The sequence below is a fragment of the Spirillospora sp. NPDC047279 genome (assembly GCF_040643285.1).
Classification (GTDB): Bacteria; Actinomycetota; Actinomycetes; order Streptosporangiales; family Streptosporangiaceae; genus Spirillospora.
In genome coordinates this window covers 127187-143444 of sequence record NZ_JBEYUA010000008.1, presented here as the reverse complement: position 1 = coordinate 143444, position 16258 = coordinate 127187, and the positions used below count along the sequence as shown (strand labels likewise).

The window sequence follows — 16258 nt, the reverse complement described above, 5'->3', positions numbered from 1 at the left end:
TTCCGAGGCAGACTCATGCGAACCAGGCCGTGACTCTCCGCGGCCCTCTACCGACTAGCGAGGAGAACGCCGGATGCCCCGTGCGGGAATGCGCCGCCCGACGCAGTTCGTCGTGACCGCCGCCGCGCTGGCGCTGGCGGTCTCCGTCACCGGATGCGGCGGGGACGACAAGGCCGACAAGCCGGGGCCGCCTCCCCCGCCGCCCAGCGCGCAGCCGGAGACGCAGTCGACCTCGGCACCCGGGTCCACGGCGGTCGACTCGACCACCAGCCTGCGCAAGCCGGTCACCTACAACGACAAGATCAGCGTCAAGATCAGCGACATCCGGCACGTGACCAACAAGGCCAAGGGTCCCGGCGAGCTGACCGGCAACACCATCACGATCTTCACGCTGAGGTTCACCAACGGCTCCGGGCAGCCGCTCGACCTCAACAAGGTGCGGGTCGTCGCCCGCTACGGCGCCGGCAAGAAGCAGGCGAGCCCGACGTCGTACGCCGACATCAACGACTTCTACGGCACCGTCGCCGCCGGCCAGTCCAAGTCCGCGTCCTACGCGTTCGACCTGCCCGCCGAGGGCTACAAGGCCGTCAGCCTGGGCGTGAAGTTCAGCGACACGCACAAGACGGCGCTGTTCGTCGGCTCGCTCAAGCCCTGAGCCGGGCCGCACGGCCGTTCGCCCGCCCCGCCTGCCCGTAAGGCCCGTTTTGCCCGGTCAGCGGCCGCGGGCCGGGACCTTGCCCGAACGGAACGGTCACCGGTTTCCAGTGGCCGGACCCGGCCCCGGGTCGGTACGTTCGTCGGTGGGGCGTCACCGGGGGTAAGAGGTCGAGCCATGTCTCGCAGCGCACGCAAGGCGGTCATCGTCAAGGTCCTCGCCCTGCCGGTGATCGTTCTGGTCGCCGTCGCCGGCTGGCGGCTGCCGCAGTCCGGCGGCGACGGCGAGGGCAGGCCGCGGCCGGGAGCGACCGCGACGGGCGCCGCGGCGGTGGGCTCGACCGCCTACAAGGTCCCCGAGAAGGCGCTGATCGTGGCACCGTCCGGCGACGACACGGCCGCCGGTGGCGCGGAGGCACCGCTCCGCACGCTGGGCCGCGCCGTCGCCAAGGCGGCGCCGGGAGCCACGATCGTCCTGCGGGGCGGCGCCTACCACGAGTCGGTCACCGTGCCCGCCGGCAAGAGGCTGACCATCCAGGCGCACCCCGGCGAGGCCGTCTGGTTCGACGGCACCGAGAAGGTCACCGGCTGGTCGCCCGACGGCGACGGCTGGGTCAGGACCGGCTGGACCCACCGCTTCGACTCCAGCCCCAGCTACACCTCGGGGGCCGCTGCCAGCGACGACCCCGACTTCCGGTTCGTGGACGAGTCCAAGGCCCCGATGGCCGCGCACCCCGACCAGGTGTGGATCGACGGCGCGGCGCAGCGGCAGGTGGAGTCGCGCGCCAAGGTCGAGGACGGCACGTTCTACGTGGACGAGCGCGGTCAGCGCCTCCACCTGGGCACCGACCCGCGCGGCAAGAACGTCCGCGCCAGCACCCTGGCGGAGGCGATCACCGTCCGCGCCGCCGGGACGGTCCTGCGCGGCGTCGGCGTCCGCGGCTACGCCACGTCCCTCCCGCGGCTCGGCACGGTCAAGGTCGTCGCGCCCGACGTCACGGTGGAGAACGTGACCGTCAACGAGTCGGCCACCACGGGCCTCAGCGTGCTGGGCCCGCGGGCCGTGATCCGCCGGGTCACCGCCCTCCGCAACGGCATCCTCGGCATCCACGCCAACCACGCCGACGACCTGCGGATCGAACGGGTCCGCGTCGAGCGCAACAACACCGAGCGGTTCCGGTACTCCCCGGTGTCGGGCGGCATCAAGATCACCAGGTCCCGCAAGGTCGTGGTGACCGGCAGCGTCGCCGCCGACAACCTCGGCAAGGGCGTGTGGATGGACGAGTCCGTCCACGACATCACCGTCACCGCCAACCGGGTGGTCCGCAACGCCGACCACGGCATCGACCTGGAGTTGTGCGCCAAGGCCGTCGTCGCGGGCAACCTGGTCCGCGACAACCGCGGCGACGGCATGAAGATCAACAACACCTCCGACGTCCAGATCTGGAACAACACGCTCACCGGCAACGGCCGCACGATCCACCTGGTCCAGGACCCCCGCCGCGCGAGCGACCCGTCGGCCGCCGGCCACGACCCGCGCCAGAAGGGGCGGCCCGACCCCGAGATGACCTGGCTGATCAGCAAGATCAGGGTCAGCAACAACACCGTGGCCGCCGCCCGGCCCGGCACCGCCTGCCTGCTCTGCGTGGAGGACCACTCGCACGAGCGGTCGGCGGCGCAGATGGGGATCGTCCTCGACGGCAACGCCTACGTGCGGCGCAACGACCAGACGCCGAGCCGGCTCATCGTGTGGTCGCGCGGCAAGGGCGAGCCCGCGGTGTTCGGCACCCTCGCCGAGTTCCGGGCGGCCACCGGCCAGGAGACGGCCGGGGTCTCCGACGACACCGGCCGCGGCGCCGGTGCCGGCGGCAGGATCGCCGCGCCCCTCGACGTCCGGGCCGCGCGCGCCGCGCGCCCGCTGCCCGCACCGATCGCCCGCCTCCTGGACAAGCCCGGCGGCACCCGTCACATGGGCGCCTGGGACCTCTGAGCCGCCGTCAGGCGGAGGAGCCGGGCAGGAGCTAGGCCCAGGGCAGGGAGCGGCCCAGGAGCGTCTCCAGGTCGGCGTTGAACGGGGCGTAGTGCCCGGCCAGCCGGCGCCGCGTCGCGGGCTTGAGCGACTGGCTGGGCGCCGCGTTCCACACCCGGAGGGCCTCGGCCGGCAGCGGGGCGGCGCGCAGGCCGAGGAAGACGGCGGCCTCGTCGAGCGTGCGCTGCTGGTCGGCGTAGAAGTCCTCGGCGATCATGATGTGCACCCGGTCGGCCGGGAAGAACCCCAGCCAGCGGCGCAGGTGCGTCGCGTACTCGCCCTGCGCCCGGTACGACTGCTGCTCGTGCGCGTAGCTGCGGTGGCCGGGGCGGGACTCGATCCGCTCCCGTTCGCCCGCCAGCCGGTCGGGCTCGGCGGCGAGCGCGTCCTCGAACGTGGCGAGCGGCTCGGCGTCCTGGCGGCGGCGTTCCCGGTAGTGCGAGAACGCCCGTTCCACCGGATCGCGGAGGATCACTAGGATCCGGGTGCCCGGCACGTCCCGCGCGGCCCGTTCGGCGGCCAGCGGGTGGAACAGGTAGTAGGGCGAGCCCTCCCCCGCCACGACCCGCCCACCGGCCCGGTGCCGGGCCGCGCGGCGGGCCGCCGCACTCGGGAAGTGCGACCGGTACCAGGCCTGGCCGCGGCCGTAGTTGGTGTCGAAGTAGTGCACGCCCTTGGTGTGGTTGGCCTTGGGCAGCAGGCGCGCGCTCGGGAACAGCGCCATGATCTGCGGGTGGGCCAGCAGCGTGTAGTAGAGCGAGGTCGATCCGCCGCGTTTGGCCCCGATGAGCAGGAAGTCCGGCCCCGGGCGCAGCGCCGCCGTGCTCATCCCGTACCGGCGGATCGCGGCCCGACCTGCGGCGATCATCGGATCGGGGATCTTCCCTCGGTTCACTCGTGACAGCGTAAGTTCCCCCGGACCCGCCGTATCCTGTTTTCCGATTTTCCGAACAGGAGCCCCTATGACCTTTCCGGCCCTGCTGCCCCGCCGCGGCGGCCGGCCGCCGTCCCCCACGGCGGGCTGGTGGACGGTGGCCCTCCCGCTGGCGCTGATGTTGTCCAGCGACTACAAGCTGCGCAGCCGGGAGGTCGACCAGGCGGTGGGTGGCGCCGCCGACCTCACCGTGCTCGTCGAGATCGGGGTCTACGGGCTGGCAGCACTGTTCCTGGTGCTGCGGCTCGGGATGCGTCCGCCCACCCGGCGCACGACGGGGCTCCTGCTGGCGGCCTGGGCGTTCAGCGGCTACGTGGCGATGTCGGCGTTGTGGTCGCCGTACAAGTCGCTCGGGGCCGTCCGGGGCACCCAGCTCCTCATCACCATGCTGGTGGCGCAGGCGATCGCCACCCGCGCGACCCGGGAGGACATGCGCCGGCTCGCGCACGCGTTCATCGCGATCGTGCTGGTCTCGGTCGCCATCGGCGTCGTGCACCCGTTCCCCCGCACCTCGCGGACGGCCGACCGGTTCAACTGGCTGTTCGTGCACCCGGTCATCGCGGGCGTCTACCTCGGCATCGCGCTCCTGCTGGTCGCCGGCTACCTGATCAGGTGGACGGCGCCGCGCGAACGGTTGTGGCATCCGGCCCTCTACATGGGCGCGCTGGCGATCCTGACCGGGGCCCTGGTGGCGACCGGCACCCGGGGGGCCGCGGCGGGCTGCGCGGCCGGCATGGTCGTCCTGCTGGCCACCGCGCGCGGCCCGAGCGGCCGGGTCGACGTCGTCGTGCTCGGTGGCGCCGTGACCGCGCTGGCGGTCCTGGGCTTCTCGGACAAGATCCTGGCGTTCGTGGCCCGCGGCGAGTCGGCCGAGAAGCTGGCCTCGCTCAACTCGCGGACCGAGTTGTGGACGCTGGCGATGCGCGCGTACGAGCAGGATCCGATCATCGGGCGCGGCCTGGGCGCCTCCCGGGGCCTGTTCCTGGACGACATCGGCCTGGGCGGCGGGCACAACGCGTTCATCAACGCCCTGGTCGACAACGGCGCGATCGGCGCGGCACTGTTCGCGGTCCTGCTGCTGACGCTGGCCTTCGTCCTCCTGCTCATGGTGCGCCACCGCACGCTGCGCGGCGACGTCGGCATGCTCCTCGGCATCCTGGCCTTCTTCCTGGTGGACAGCGTCACCACCGAGGGCCTGGCCACGCCCGCCAACGTCTCCGGCATCTGGCTGCTCATCCTGGTCGCCTGGGCCGAGACGCTGCGCCGTCAGGGCGGGGACGCGCCCGCCCCCCTCACCGTCGAGGTGGTCATCCGCGACGACGATGCGAGTGGCGCCGACGGCGACCGTGCCCTGCGGGGCGCGCCTCCGCGGACCGCCGATCCCGATCTTGATCCGGACCCGCGCCCCGATCCCGGTCGCTGACGCCGTAGGCGATCTCGTCGTGACCTGACAACGACGCGCTCCCGTAGCCGTCGCGCTCCGCCCTCACGTCGGTGTGGGCCGGAGCCTCGTCCCGGTAGGCCGTCCGCTCGTCCGCATAGGGCGCGGCCTGGTCGCCGTAGGCGCCCCGCTCCTCCGCGTAGGGCGCCGCCTGGTCGCCGTACGTGCGCCGATCGTCCCGGTAGGCCACCTGGTCGTCCGGATAGGGCGTGGAGTCGTCCCGGTAGGCGACCCGCTCGTCCGGGTAGGGGGCGGACTCCTCCCGGTAGGCGACGCGCTCGTCCGGATAGGCGGCGGGCTCGTCCTGGTAGGCGGCCCCCTGGCCGGGCTCGTCGGGGTAGTCCGAGTACGACGCGCGCTCGGCGCCGCCGCCGGCGGGTGCGGCGGCGGCGCGACGGCGGCCCCTCAGGTAGAGCAGGCCGCCCAGCAGGCAGACGAACACCAGGCCCGCGAGGGCGCCGGTGCCGATGAGGCCGCCCGGCAGGCCCTCGTCGGACGGGAAGGAGACCGGGCCGTCCTCCCGGTCGGCGACCGGCACGGTCGCGGTGCTCTGCGGCGTCTGGGGCCGGGCGCCGGCGAGCGCGAACATCCAGAAGGCGGGCTTGGTCCGGTGCGGAACGATCATCCGGCGGCCGTCGGCGGTGGCGGCGATCGCGTCGCCGGCCGACTGCCCGGCCCGGTAGACCTGGACCGCGTTCTGCCTGATCCCGGCGAGGACGCGAATGTCGGAGGGCGTCCGGAGCAGGACCCTGCCGTCCGGTGTGAACGTTCCACCCCTGACCCCGAACGGCAGCCGCCGGAGCCGGGTCAGCTGGTTGGAGGCCGGGCCCAGCGCCGCCGGGAGGGCGTAGACGGCCGCCGCCGTCGCGGACCGGGTGACGAGGTAGACCCGGCCGTCGGCGGGGTCGGTGAGCAGGGTGGACGCGTCATGCCCGCCGTCGGGGTAGGTGAGCTGGTACGGCTTGACCGGGAGCGTTCCGCTCGCCAGCCGGGCCGGCTCGTTCACCTGGTAGAGGGTCAGCGCGCCGGTCTGCCCCTTGCTCAGGTTGCCGAGCAGGAGCCCGCCGCCCGTGCCGCGCCGCACGGTGGTCATCGCGGTCCAGCGGCCGAGCCCCTGGAGGGTGTACAAGGCGCGCGGGCTCCCGTCGAGGCCGAGCGCGATCAGCCGGGGAACGCTGGCCTGGGAGTCGAAGGTCCACAGGACGTCGGGGTGGACCGCCGAGGGGACCAGGCCGCCGGCACTGCCGAAACGCGGGTCGGCGACCTTGATCGTGCCGGCCTGGGCCGGTGTGACGGTGGGGGCCGGGCGGGGGGTGGGTGCCGCGGCCACGGTCTGGGGGGTGGTGGCCGCCGCCGGCACCGCCGTCATCGGGCCCGCCGCGGCCATGAGGGCCGCGGCGGCGAGGACGGCGACGCGCCAGTGCGTGCCATGGTGCTGAGCTGTCACAACATGCATCCATCTCCTCGGCGCACTGTGGCATTCTTGCGCATGTGGAACCACTCAGCATCAAGGGAACGTTTTTGTTCACACCTCGTATCCATGGCGATAAGCGGGGTTCGTTCCACGAGTGGTTCCGGCTGGACACATTCCAAGATCGTCTCGGCGCGTCCCTGACCCTGGCCCAGGCGAACGCCTCGGTCTCGGCCCGGGGCGTCCTGCGCGGCGTGCACTTCGCCGACGTGCCGCCCGGGCAGGCCAAGTACGTCACGTGCGTGCGCGGCGCGATCCTCGACGTCGTCGTCGACCTGCGCGTCGGCTCCCCCACGTTCGGCAGCTGGGAGGGCGTCCGGCTCGACGAGGACGAGCGGCGCTGCCTCTACATCGCCGAGGGCCTGGGGCACGCGTTCGTCGCGCTCACCGACGACACCAGCGTGATCTACCTGTGCTCGGAGCAGTACAACCCGGGGCGCGAGCACGGCGTGCACCCGCTCGACCCCGACCTGGCGATCGTCTGGCCCGCCGACATCGAGCCGGCCCTGTCCGAGAAGGACCAGGCCGCACCCTCGCTTGTGGAGGCCAAGGCGTCCGGACTGCTCCCCGACTACCAGGAGTGCATGGACTACTACGCCCGCATGGGCATGAAGTTCTAACCCTTCCGATAGGGCCGGGCTGGACGGGCAGGGCCGTTCAGGCGGGATCGGGCCGCTCCAGGAGCGGCCAGGCCGCGTGCAGGGCCTCGCGCCAGCCGCGCATGGGCGGCAGCCCCGCGGCGGCGCCGCGGACGTCGCGCAGGACGCTGTTGGCCGGGCGCGGCGCCGGACGCTGGAACTTCTCGCTCGTGGTCGGCAGGACGCTCGCCGGGTCGCGGCCGACCAGGCTCCAGACCTCCTGGGCCAGGCCGTGCCAGGTCGTCCGGCCCGTGTTGGTGGCGTGGTAGACGCCGTGCGGGGCGCCCGACTCGACCAGGTCGATGATCCGTTCGGCCACGTCGGCGCTCCAGGTCGGCTGGCCGTGCTGGTCGTCGACCACCTCGATGGTGTCGCGCTCGGCGGCCAGCCGCGCCATCGTCCGGACGAAGTTGGACCCGTGCGCCCCGTACAGCCACTCGGTGCGCACGACGTAGGCGTCGCCCACGGCGAGCGCGGCCCGCTCTCCCGCGAGCTTCGTACGGCCGTAGACATTGATCGGGGCGGTCGGGGCGTCCTCCGGGTAGGGCAGGACGCTCGTCCCGTCGAAGACATAGTCGGTGGACATCTGGACGAGGGTCGCGCCGACCGCGGCGCAGGCCCTGGCCAGTCCCTCGACGGCGGTGCCGTTGAGCTCCAGGGCGGCGTCCTCGGCGTCCTCGGCGTCGTCGACGGCGGTCCAGGCGGCGCAGTTGACGACCGTCGCGGGCCGGTACCTGTGCAGGGCCTCCTCGACGGCCGCCGTGTCGCGGACGTCGAGCAGGTCGCGGCCGAGCGGCAGGATCCTCTCGTCGCGGGCGTGCAGGGCCAGCACCAGTTCGGTGCCGAGCATGCCGTACGCCCCCGTCACCAACCAGGTCACGCCTGCCCCCTCCGGGAGGACGCGTCCTCGTCCGGGCCGTTGAGGCGCTTCTTGAGCGGCTCCCACCACTCGCGGTTGTCCTCGTACCACCGGACGGTCTCGGCGAGTCCGTCGGGGAACGAGGTGAGCGGCGCGTAGCCGATCGCGCGGAGCCTGGCGTCCGAGAGCGAGTAGCGGCGGTCGTGCCCCTTGCGGTCGACGACCCGCTCGACCCGGTCCCAGCCGGCCCCGAGCGCGTCGAGCAGGCGCTGGGTGAGCTCGAGGTTGGTCAGCTCGGCCGTTCCGGCGATGTGGTAGACCTCGCCGGGCTCGCCGCGCTCGGCGACGACCTGGATGCCGCGGCAGTGGTCGTCGACGTGGATCCAGTCGCGGACGTTGCCGCCGTCGCCGTAGAGCGGCACGGTCAGCCCGTCCAGCAGGTTGGTCGCGAAGAGCGGGATGACCTTCTCGGGGTACTGGTACGGGCCGTAGTTGTTGCCGCAGCGGGTGATGCTGACGGGCAGCCCGTGCGTGCGCGCGTAGGCGCGGGCGATCAGGTCGCCGCCGGCCTTGGCCGCGGAGTAGGGCGAGTTGGGCGCGAGCGGCGTCTCCTCGTCCCAGGAGCCGGTCTCGATGCTGCCGTAGACCTCGTCGGTGGAGACCTGCACGACCCGCGGCGTGCCCGCGTCCAGGCAGGCCTGCATCAGCGCCTGCACCCCCTGGACGTTGGTCCGCACGAACTCGCCGGCGCTGGCGATCGACCGGTCCACGTGCGACTCGGCGGCGAAGTTGATCACCACGTCGTGGCCGGGCACGACCTCCGCGAGCAGTTCCCCGTCGCAGATGTCACCGTGCACGAACGTGAACCGGCCCTCGACCGGCGCCAGGTTGGCCAGGTTGCCCGCGTAGGTGAGCTTGTCGAGCACGGTCACCGCCGCGTCCGGCCAGGCCGGGAAGGCGCCGGAGACGAGCGAGCGCACGTAGTGGGAGCCGATGAATCCGGCGCCGCCGGTGACGAGCACGCGCGGAGCTGCGGTCATGAGCTGGTCCGCCCCGTTCATTTGCTGATCTGCACTGCGCTGTGATCTCCCAGGACGAGCCGGTGGGCCTTGGGAACGCGGGGGGCCGGGGTCACCTGCGCCTCCCGGCCGATGAGCGAGACCTCGATGCGGCCGACGCCGTCGATGGACGCGCCGCGCAGCACGATCGAGTACTCGATCTCGCTGTCGACGATCGCGCAGTCGCGGTCGATCGAGGTGAACGGCCCGACGTAGGAGTCGCGGACGAGCGTGCCCGCACCGACGATCACGGGCCCGACCACGCGGGAGCCGACCACGCGGGCGCCGGCCTCCACCACGACCCGGCCGATCAGCTCGCTGGCGCCGTCGACCTCGCCCTCGACGGAGGGCTCGACGCTCTCCAGCACGAGCCGGTTGACCTCGAGCATGTCGGTGACGTTGCCGGTGTCCTTCCAGTACCCCGAGATCACCGTGGAGTCGACCCGGTGCCCCTGGTCGATGAGCCACTGGATGGCGTCGGTGATCTCCAGTTCGTTCCGCCAGGACGGCTTGAGGCGGGCGACGCCCTCGTGCACGGCCGGGCTGAAGAGGTAGACGCCGACCAGGGCCAGGTCGCTCTTGGGGTGGTCGGGCTTCTCCTCCAGCCCGACCACGCGGCCGGTGCCGTCGAGCTCGGCCACGCCGAACGATCGCGGGTCGGAGACCCGGGTGAGCATGATCTGTGCCCGCGGCCCGCCGCCGGCGGCCCGTTCTTCGCGGAAGTGGTCGACCAGCTCGCTGATGCCGCCGACGATGAAGTTGTCGCCGAGGTACATGACGAAGTCGTCGTCGCCGAGGAACTCGCGGGCGATGAGCACCGCGTGCGCGAGCCCGCGCGGGGCGTCCTGGCGCAGGTAGGTGATCTCCAGCCCGAACGCCTCGCCGTCGCCGACCGCGCGCTGGATCTCGGCGGCGGTGTCGCCGACGACGATCCCGACCTCGCGGATGCCGGCGTCCCGGATGGCCTCCAGGCCGTAGAACAGCACCGGCTTGTTGGCCACCGGCACGAGCTGCTTGGCCGAGGTGTGCGTGATGGGCCGCAGCCGCGACCCGGCACCGCCCGCCAGCACGAGGGCCTTCACCGTGAGCTCCGGCGGAGGCGCCGCAGGGGGACGGGGTGCATCAACGAGGGCTCCAAGGGGGCCGGTGGGTCGCGGGTCATCGACATTACCGGCACTTGCCGCTCGCCGGAGCCATCACCGCTGATGGACGCCTATATCCGGCCTGTCCCGGCCAGGCCGCGGCCCCTTCCGGCCAGCCGTCGGCCGGACCCGGTCGGTGACCGTGCGAACCCGGGGTGTGACTCGCGCGTCCCGCCGCACCGGACGGGGCACGGCACGGCCTCCGCCGTCCGTGCCCCGTCCGGAACGGGCCGTCGCGGGAGCGCCCTACTTGGCGCCGATGATCATGCCGGCGGCGACGGTGTTGTTGGTGGCCTCGTCGATGAGGATGAACCCGCCGGTGAGCCGGTTGCGCCCGTAGTCGTCCACGAACAGCGGCTGGGTGACCCGCAGGCCGATCCGGCCGATCTCGTTGAGCTGCAGGCTGGTGGCGTCCTCGTCGCGGTGCAGCGTGTTGACGTCCAGCCGGTAGTTGAGGTCCTTGACCATCGCGCGGGCGGTGCGGGTGGTGTGCTTGATCACCAGTTTCATCCGCGGCGTGAGCTGCCGGTCCGGGGTCATCCAGCAGACCATCGCGTCCAGGTCCTGGGCGGCCTCGGGCCGGTTGTTCGGCCGGGCGATCATGTCGCCGCGCGAGATGTCCAGCTCGTCGGCCAGCCGCAACGTCACCGACATCGGCGCGTACGCCTCGGCGACCGGCCCGGCGGGACCGTCGATGTGGGTGATCGTGGTGGTCAGCCCGGACGGCAGGTGCACGACCTCGTCGCCGGGCTTGAGCACGCCGCCGGCGACCTGGCCCGCGTAACCCCGGTAGTCGTGCAGCTCGGGGTCGGTGGACTTGTGCGGGCGGATCACGTACTGCACCGGGAACCGCACGTCGATCAGGTTGCGGTCCGAGGCGATGTGCAGGTGCTCCAGGTGGTGCAGCAGCGAACTGCCCTCGTACCAGGGCATGTTGGGCGAACGTTCGACCACGTTGTCGCCGTGCAGCGCCGAGATCGGGATGAACGTCAGGTCCGACACCTCGAGCTTGGACGCGAACGCGGTGAACTCGTCGGTGATCCGCTCGTAGGTCTCCCGGTCGTAGTCGACCAGGTCCATCTTGTTGACCGCGACCACCAGGTGCGGCACCTTCAGCAGCGTGGTGAGGAACGCGTGGCGGCGGGACTGCTCCAGGATGCCCTTGCGCGCGTCCACCAGGATGATCGCCAGGTCCGCCGTGGACGCTCCGGTCACCATGTTGCGGGTGTACTGGATGTGCCCGGGGGTGTCGGCGATGATGAACTTGCGCCGCGGCGTCGCGAAGTAGCGGTAGGCGACGTCGATCGTGATGCCCTGCTCGCGCTCGGCGCGCAGGCCGTCGGTCAGCAGGGCGAGGTTGGTGTAGTCCTCGCCGCGGTCGGCGCTGGTGCGCTCCACCGCCTCCAGCTGGTCCTCGAAGATCGACTTGGAGTCGTACAGCAGCCGGCCGATCAGCGTCGACTTGCCGTCGTCCACGCTGCCGGCGGTGGCGAACCGCAGGATGTCCATCTGCTTGCCGGGGTTCGGCTTGCCGGGGTTGTTCGAGGCGGCCATCAGAAGTAGCCCTCCTTCTTGCGGTCCTCCATCGCGGCCTCGCTGGCCCGGTCGTCGGCGCGGGTCTGGCCGCGCTCGGTGATCCGCGTCGCCGCGATCTCCTCGATCACCTCGTCCAGCGTCACCGCGCCCGACTTCACCGCGCCCGTGCAGGACGCGTCGCCGACGGTGCGGTAGCGCACCGTGGCCTCGAACGTCGGCTCGTCGTCGCCGCGGTTGGCGTAGGAGATGTCGGCCAGCAACATGCCGTCGCGCTCGAACACCGTGCGGGCGTGCGCGAAGTAGATCGACGGGAGCTCCAGCTCCTCCCGGCGGATGTAGTCCCAGATGTCCAGCTCGGTCCAGTTGGACAGCGGGAACACCCGGACGTGCTCACCGCGGCGGATCTTGGTGTTGAAGAGGTTCCAGAGCTCGGGCCGCTGGTTCTTGGGGTCCCACTGCCCGAACTCGTCACGGAACGACACCACCCGCTCCTTGGCCCGCGCCTTCTCCTCGTCCCGGCGCGCACCGCCGAACGCCGCGTCGAACTGGTGCTCCTCGATCGCGTCCAGCAGCGTCGTCGTCTGGAGGCGGTTGCGGCTGGCCCGCCGCCCGGTCTCCTCCACCACCCGGCCCTGGTCGATCGACTCCTGGACGGAGGCCACCACCAGCCGGAGGCCGAGCTCGGCCACCCGGCGGTCGCGGTATTCGAGGACTTCGGGGAAGTTGTGGCCGGTGTCGACGTGCATCACCGGGAACGGGATCGGGGCCGGCCAGAACGCCTTCTTGGCCAGGTGCAGCATCACGATGCTGTCCTTGCCGCCGGAGAACAGCAGGACGGGCCGCTCGAACTCGGCGGCCACCTCCCGGATGATCTGGATCGACTCGGCTTCGAGAACGTCTAGCTGTGACAACAGGTAATCGCAGCGCTGCATGGTCTGGGGCTCTCTTCACGCTTTCTGGCAGATGCTCCGGCGAAACGGCTCGTCCCGGCCGGCTGGATCGGACGGACCCCTGCGGGTCACTCCGGCAGAGCGTCGCGCACGTCCCGGATGCCGGTCAGCAGCGTCGATGCCGACACGGGGTGGCTGACCAGGATATCCGGCAACCGGGGGTCCTTCTGGTTGTAGACCGCCTCGGCCCCGTCGATCCGGCTCACGTGCGCGCCCGCGGCCAGCGCGACCGCGACCGGCGCGGCCGAGTCCCACTCGTACTGGCCGCCGGCGTGGACGTAGGCGTCGACGTCGCCGAGCAGCACCGCGGAGATCTTCGCACCGGCCGAGCCGATGGGGACCAGCTCGACGTCGAGCGGCAGGATCTCGGCGAGGCGCTGGACGAACGCGGGCGGCCGGGTGCGGCTCACCGCGATCCGCAGCCGCCCGGGCGCGGGCTCCTGGACGCGCAACGGCCGGGCCGCTGTGACATCGATCACCAGGGCGCCGTCCGGGCCGGTGACGAGGGTCCTGCCCTGCGCCGGGAGCGCGACCGCGCCCGCGGCCAGGCTCCCCTTCTCCCACAGCGCGACGTGGACGGCCCAGTCGCGGCGGCCCTCCTCGGAGAACTCGCGGGTCCCGTCGAGGGGATCGACGATCCAGACGCGGTCGGCGCGCAGCCGTACGTCGTCGGCGGTGTTGGCGGTCGGCGCGCCCGGGGCGTCGCCGGCCCGCTTGCCCGCCGCCGAGGACCGGCCCTCCTCGGAGAGGATCGCGTCGCCGGGACAACGTTCGGCGAGCGCAGCCATCAGATACTCGTGCGCCCGCAGGTCACCGGTGTCCTTGAGGACGCGCGCGTCGGCGAAGCCGATCTCCGTGCGCACGTCCAGCAGGATCCGGCCCGCGGTCTGCGCAAGCTCCGCCGCCAACGCGTGGTCGCCCGCCAGGGGCGCCCCGCCGCTCTCCGTCATCGCCCGCCCACATTCCCGACTCGGCTGGTCTGTTCGGTCTACATTCTCATGCTCACCGAACAATGTGACACGACGCCCCCGCGCGCCGCGGCACACTCCGGCCGGGGGCCGCGCGGGAACGCGGCGAGGACCGGGCGGACGGCGGCGGAACGGGGCGGAACGGTCAGTAGGCGCCGGAGCCGCGGAAGACGGCCGACCAGGTCTTCCACATGATCTGGAGGTCCAGGGCGAGCGACCAGTTGTCGACGTACCGCAGGTCGAGCCGGACCGACTCCTCCCAGCTGAGGTCGGAGCGGCCGTTGACCTGCCACAGGCCGGTGAGACCCGGCTTGACGACGAGACGGCGGCGGACGTCGTCGCCGTACAGCTCGACCTCTTCGGGAAGCGGCGGGCGCGGGCCCACGAGCGACATGTCGCCCCGGATCACGTTGATCAGCTGGGGCAGTTCGTCGAGCGAGTAGCGGCGCAGCCAGCGGCCGACGCGGGTGACGCGCGGGTCGTGCCTGATCTTGAAGAGCACGCCGTCGTTCTCGTTCTGCGCCATCAGGTCGATCTTGCGCGCCTCGGCGTCGGCGACCATCGTGCGGAACTTCAGGACGGTGAACTCCCGGCCGTCGCGGCCGACCCGCACCTGCCGGAACATCACCGGCCCGCTGCTGGTGACCTTGATCGCGACCGCGACCGTGAGCAGGAGCGGGCTGAGGAGGAACAGCCCGACCAGCGACCCGACCCGGTCGACGATGCTCTTGAGGAACTTGCGGCCGCCGTCGAGCTCCGGGTGCTCCACGTGCAGCAGCGGCAGCCCGGCCACGGGACGGATCGAGATCCGCGGGCCGGCCGCGTCCATCAGCGCGGGCGCCACCACGAGCTCGACGTCGTCGCGTTCGATCTGCCAGGCGAGCCGGCGCAGCGCCACGCCGTCCATCTCGGGGCACGCCAGCACGGCGACCGAGTCGGCGCCGATCTGCTCGACCACCTTGGCGGTCTGGCCGAAGTCGCCCAGCACCGGGACGCCCTCGACGTCGCCCAGCGCGTCCTCGCCCTCGAACAGCACCGGCGGCAGGCAGACGCCGACGATGTCCATGCCGTGGTAACGCTTCTGGCGCAGCAGCCGGATCAGGTCGCCGAGCGCGGCGCGGTGCCCGACGGCGACCACGCGGCGCATGCACTCGCCCTTCCAGCGGCGGGCGTGCAGCCACTTGCGCAGCCGGTAGCGGGCGAACACGTTGAGCACGGTGGCCAGAGGGAGGGCGACGACCACGTAACCGCGGGCGACCTCGGTCTTGGTGGCGTACGCGGCGATCGCGACGGTCGCGGTGATGATGAAGCCGGCCCGCAGCACCCGGTGGAACTCCTCCGAGCCCACGCCGAAGAAGCGCCGCTCGTAGGCCCGGCTCAGGAACAGGATCCCCACCCACAGGACCGGAAGGGCCACGGTGAGGGCGATATAGGGCGCGGTCAGCCGGCTGGGCATGCCGGGGAAGCGCAGCAGGAACGCCACCAGACCCGCCAGCAGCATGCTGAGAGAGTCCACGGCGACGGCCCGGCGGCGGTACGATCCCGTCCAGTTGACGGTCAGCGCCTGCCGCAGCTCGTCTCCGGGCGAGATGCCGACCCGGATCTTGTCGACGACCGCCATCAACACCTACCTCACCACGAGTGCATCACGCGCCTCACGCGTGATCCCACACACGCAAGACGCCGGAAAGGCACTCGGGGTTCACAAGACTCATGAACCCCGCTTGTGATGCATCTTACGGTCGCTTTACCGGTCGCGCAGACCATAGCCGCACTTCAGGGGCACAATTACGACATTGAGGGACCAATCGCCAAGTATCGGCCTGTCCTCGGCCGACGTCGGAGACCCGCGGAAAAGCCCCCCGACCAGGCGACTTTCGGGCCCGCCCCAGAGGACCAAGCGGGCCGGGCGGCACCCCTCAGGAAGCGTGGAAGGTGTTCTGCGCCACAGCGAGCCCGCCGGCGAGGAGGGCCTCGACCGCGTCCGCCGCCCGTTCGACGTTCAGATCGAGATCCTTGCGCTCGGCCGCGGCGAAGTCCTTCAGCACGAACGCCGCCGGATCCATGCGGCCGGGCGGGCGCCCCACCCCGAACCGCACCCGCGGATAGTCCTTGTCGCCCAGCGACTTGGTGATCGAACGCAGCCCGTTGTGGCCGTTGTCACCGCCGCCCTGCTTCAGCCGGATCGCCCCGTACGGGATGTCCAGCTCGTCGTGGACCACGACCAGCCGCTCCAGCGGCACCTTGAAGAAGTCGCGCAGGCCCTTCACCGGCCCGCCCGACTCGTTCATGTACGTGCGCGGCTTGGCCAGCACGACCCGCGTCCCCGCCAGCCGCCCCTCGACGACCTCGGCCCGGCTCCGGTGCGCCTTGAACTTCCCGCCCGCCCGCGCCGCGAGGACGTCCAGGACCATGAAGCCCGCGTTGTGCCGGTTGCCGGCGTAGGACGGGCCGGGGTTGCCCAGGCCCACCACGAGCCACAGATCAGCGCTCACGAACCTTCTCCCTCACAGCCGAACGGCCCCCGGCCGGTGGACACCGGACGGGGGCCGTTCACACGCGCGGCCCGCTGTCAGGG

Annotated in this window: 14 protein-coding genes; 4 read left to right on the top strand and 10 right to left on the bottom strand. The window is 72.0% G+C overall.

The features are described from left to right. Positions 1-73: 73 nt before the first annotated feature. Both ABZ810_RS21890 and ABZ810_RS21885 read left to right on the top strand, forming a co-directional pair. Entirely contained in the window at positions 74-655 is a 582-nt protein-coding gene (locus ABZ810_RS21890; RefSeq protein WP_358405779.1) for a hypothetical protein, read from the top strand. Between the two features lie 177 nt (positions 656-832). Continuing rightward, on the top strand, positions 833-2644 hold the full coding sequence (locus tag ABZ810_RS21885) for a right-handed parallel beta-helix repeat-containing protein (RefSeq protein WP_358405776.1): 1812 nt from the start codon (positions 833-835) through the stop codon (positions 2642-2644). Positions 2645-2675: 31 nt separating this feature from the next. Here ABZ810_RS21885 and ABZ810_RS21880 read toward each other — a convergent pair whose 3' ends face one another. Further along, positions 2676-3578, bottom strand: a complete 903-nt coding sequence (locus ABZ810_RS21880) for a sulfotransferase domain-containing protein (protein ID WP_358405774.1) — start codon at positions 3576-3578, stop codon at positions 2676-2678. Positions 3579-3645: 67 nt separating this feature from the next. Here ABZ810_RS21880 and ABZ810_RS21875 point away from each other — a divergent pair, with 67 nt between their 5' ends. Next, complete coding sequence (locus ABZ810_RS21875) at positions 3646-5040, top strand: O-antigen ligase family protein (protein WP_358405771.1); 1395 nt, start codon at positions 3646-3648, stop codon at positions 5038-5040. Here ABZ810_RS21875 and ABZ810_RS21870 read toward each other — a convergent pair. Further along, complete coding sequence (locus ABZ810_RS21870) at positions 4925-6514, bottom strand: hypothetical protein (RefSeq protein WP_358405768.1); 1590 nt, start codon at positions 6512-6514, stop codon at positions 4925-4927. The genes ABZ810_RS21875 and ABZ810_RS21870 overlap by 116 nt on opposite strands. Before the next feature lie 35 nt (positions 6515-6549). Here ABZ810_RS21870 and rfbC point away from each other — a divergent pair, with 35 nt between their 5' ends. Then, the gene (rfbC, locus tag ABZ810_RS21865) at positions 6550-7149 is read left to right on the top strand and encodes a dTDP-4-dehydrorhamnose 3,5-epimerase (protein ID WP_358405767.1); all 600 of its coding nucleotides are present in this window, start codon (positions 6550-6552) and stop codon (positions 7147-7149) included. Between the two features lie 37 nt (positions 7150-7186). Here the strand turns inward: rfbC and rfbD are convergent, their stop codons facing one another. The 8 genes from rfbD to pth all read right to left on the bottom strand — a co-directional run bounded on the left by rfbD (position 7187) and on the right by pth (position 16175). Further along, the gene (rfbD, locus tag ABZ810_RS21860) at positions 7187-8047 is read right to left on the bottom strand and encodes a dTDP-4-dehydrorhamnose reductase (RefSeq protein ID WP_358405765.1); all 861 of its coding nucleotides are present in this window, start codon (positions 8045-8047) and stop codon (positions 7187-7189) included. Then, a complete protein-coding gene (gene rfbB, locus ABZ810_RS21855) occupies positions 8044-9066 on the bottom strand; it encodes a dTDP-glucose 4,6-dehydratase (RefSeq protein ID WP_358405762.1) in 1023 nt (340 codons plus the stop codon). Before rfbB ends, rfbD begins: the two co-directional genes overlap by 4 nt. A 17-nt stretch (positions 9067-9083) precedes the next feature. Beyond that, entirely contained in the window at positions 9084-10166 is a 1083-nt protein-coding gene (locus ABZ810_RS21850; RefSeq protein WP_358405759.1) for a glucose-1-phosphate thymidylyltransferase, read from the bottom strand. A gap of 306 nt (positions 10167-10472) precedes the next feature. Further along, a complete protein-coding gene (locus tag ABZ810_RS21845) occupies positions 10473-11735 on the bottom strand; it encodes a GTP-binding protein (RefSeq protein WP_358406276.1) in 1263 nt (420 codons plus the stop codon). Positions 11736-11779: 44 nt separating this feature from the next. Further along, positions 11780-12694, bottom strand: coding sequence for a sulfate adenylyltransferase subunit CysD (gene cysD / locus ABZ810_RS21840; protein WP_358405756.1), 915 nt, complete (start codon positions 12692-12694; stop codon positions 11780-11782). An 86-nt stretch (positions 12695-12780) separates the two neighbouring features. Further along, a complete protein-coding gene (locus tag ABZ810_RS21835) occupies positions 12781-13662 on the bottom strand; it encodes a 3'(2'),5'-bisphosphate nucleotidase CysQ (RefSeq protein ID WP_358405753.1) in 882 nt (293 codons plus the stop codon). Positions 13663-13825: 163 nt separating this feature from the next. Then, positions 13826-15301 carry a sugar transferase gene (locus tag ABZ810_RS21830; protein ID WP_358405750.1) on the bottom strand — a complete coding sequence of 492 codons (1476 nt, stop codon included), beginning with the start codon at positions 15299-15301 and terminating at the stop codon, positions 13826-13828. A 298-nt stretch (positions 15302-15599) separates the two neighbouring features. Beyond that, positions 15600-16175, bottom strand: coding sequence for an aminoacyl-tRNA hydrolase (gene pth / locus ABZ810_RS21825; RefSeq protein ID WP_358405747.1), 576 nt, complete (start codon positions 16173-16175; stop codon positions 15600-15602). Positions 16176-16258: the final 83 nt, after the last annotated feature.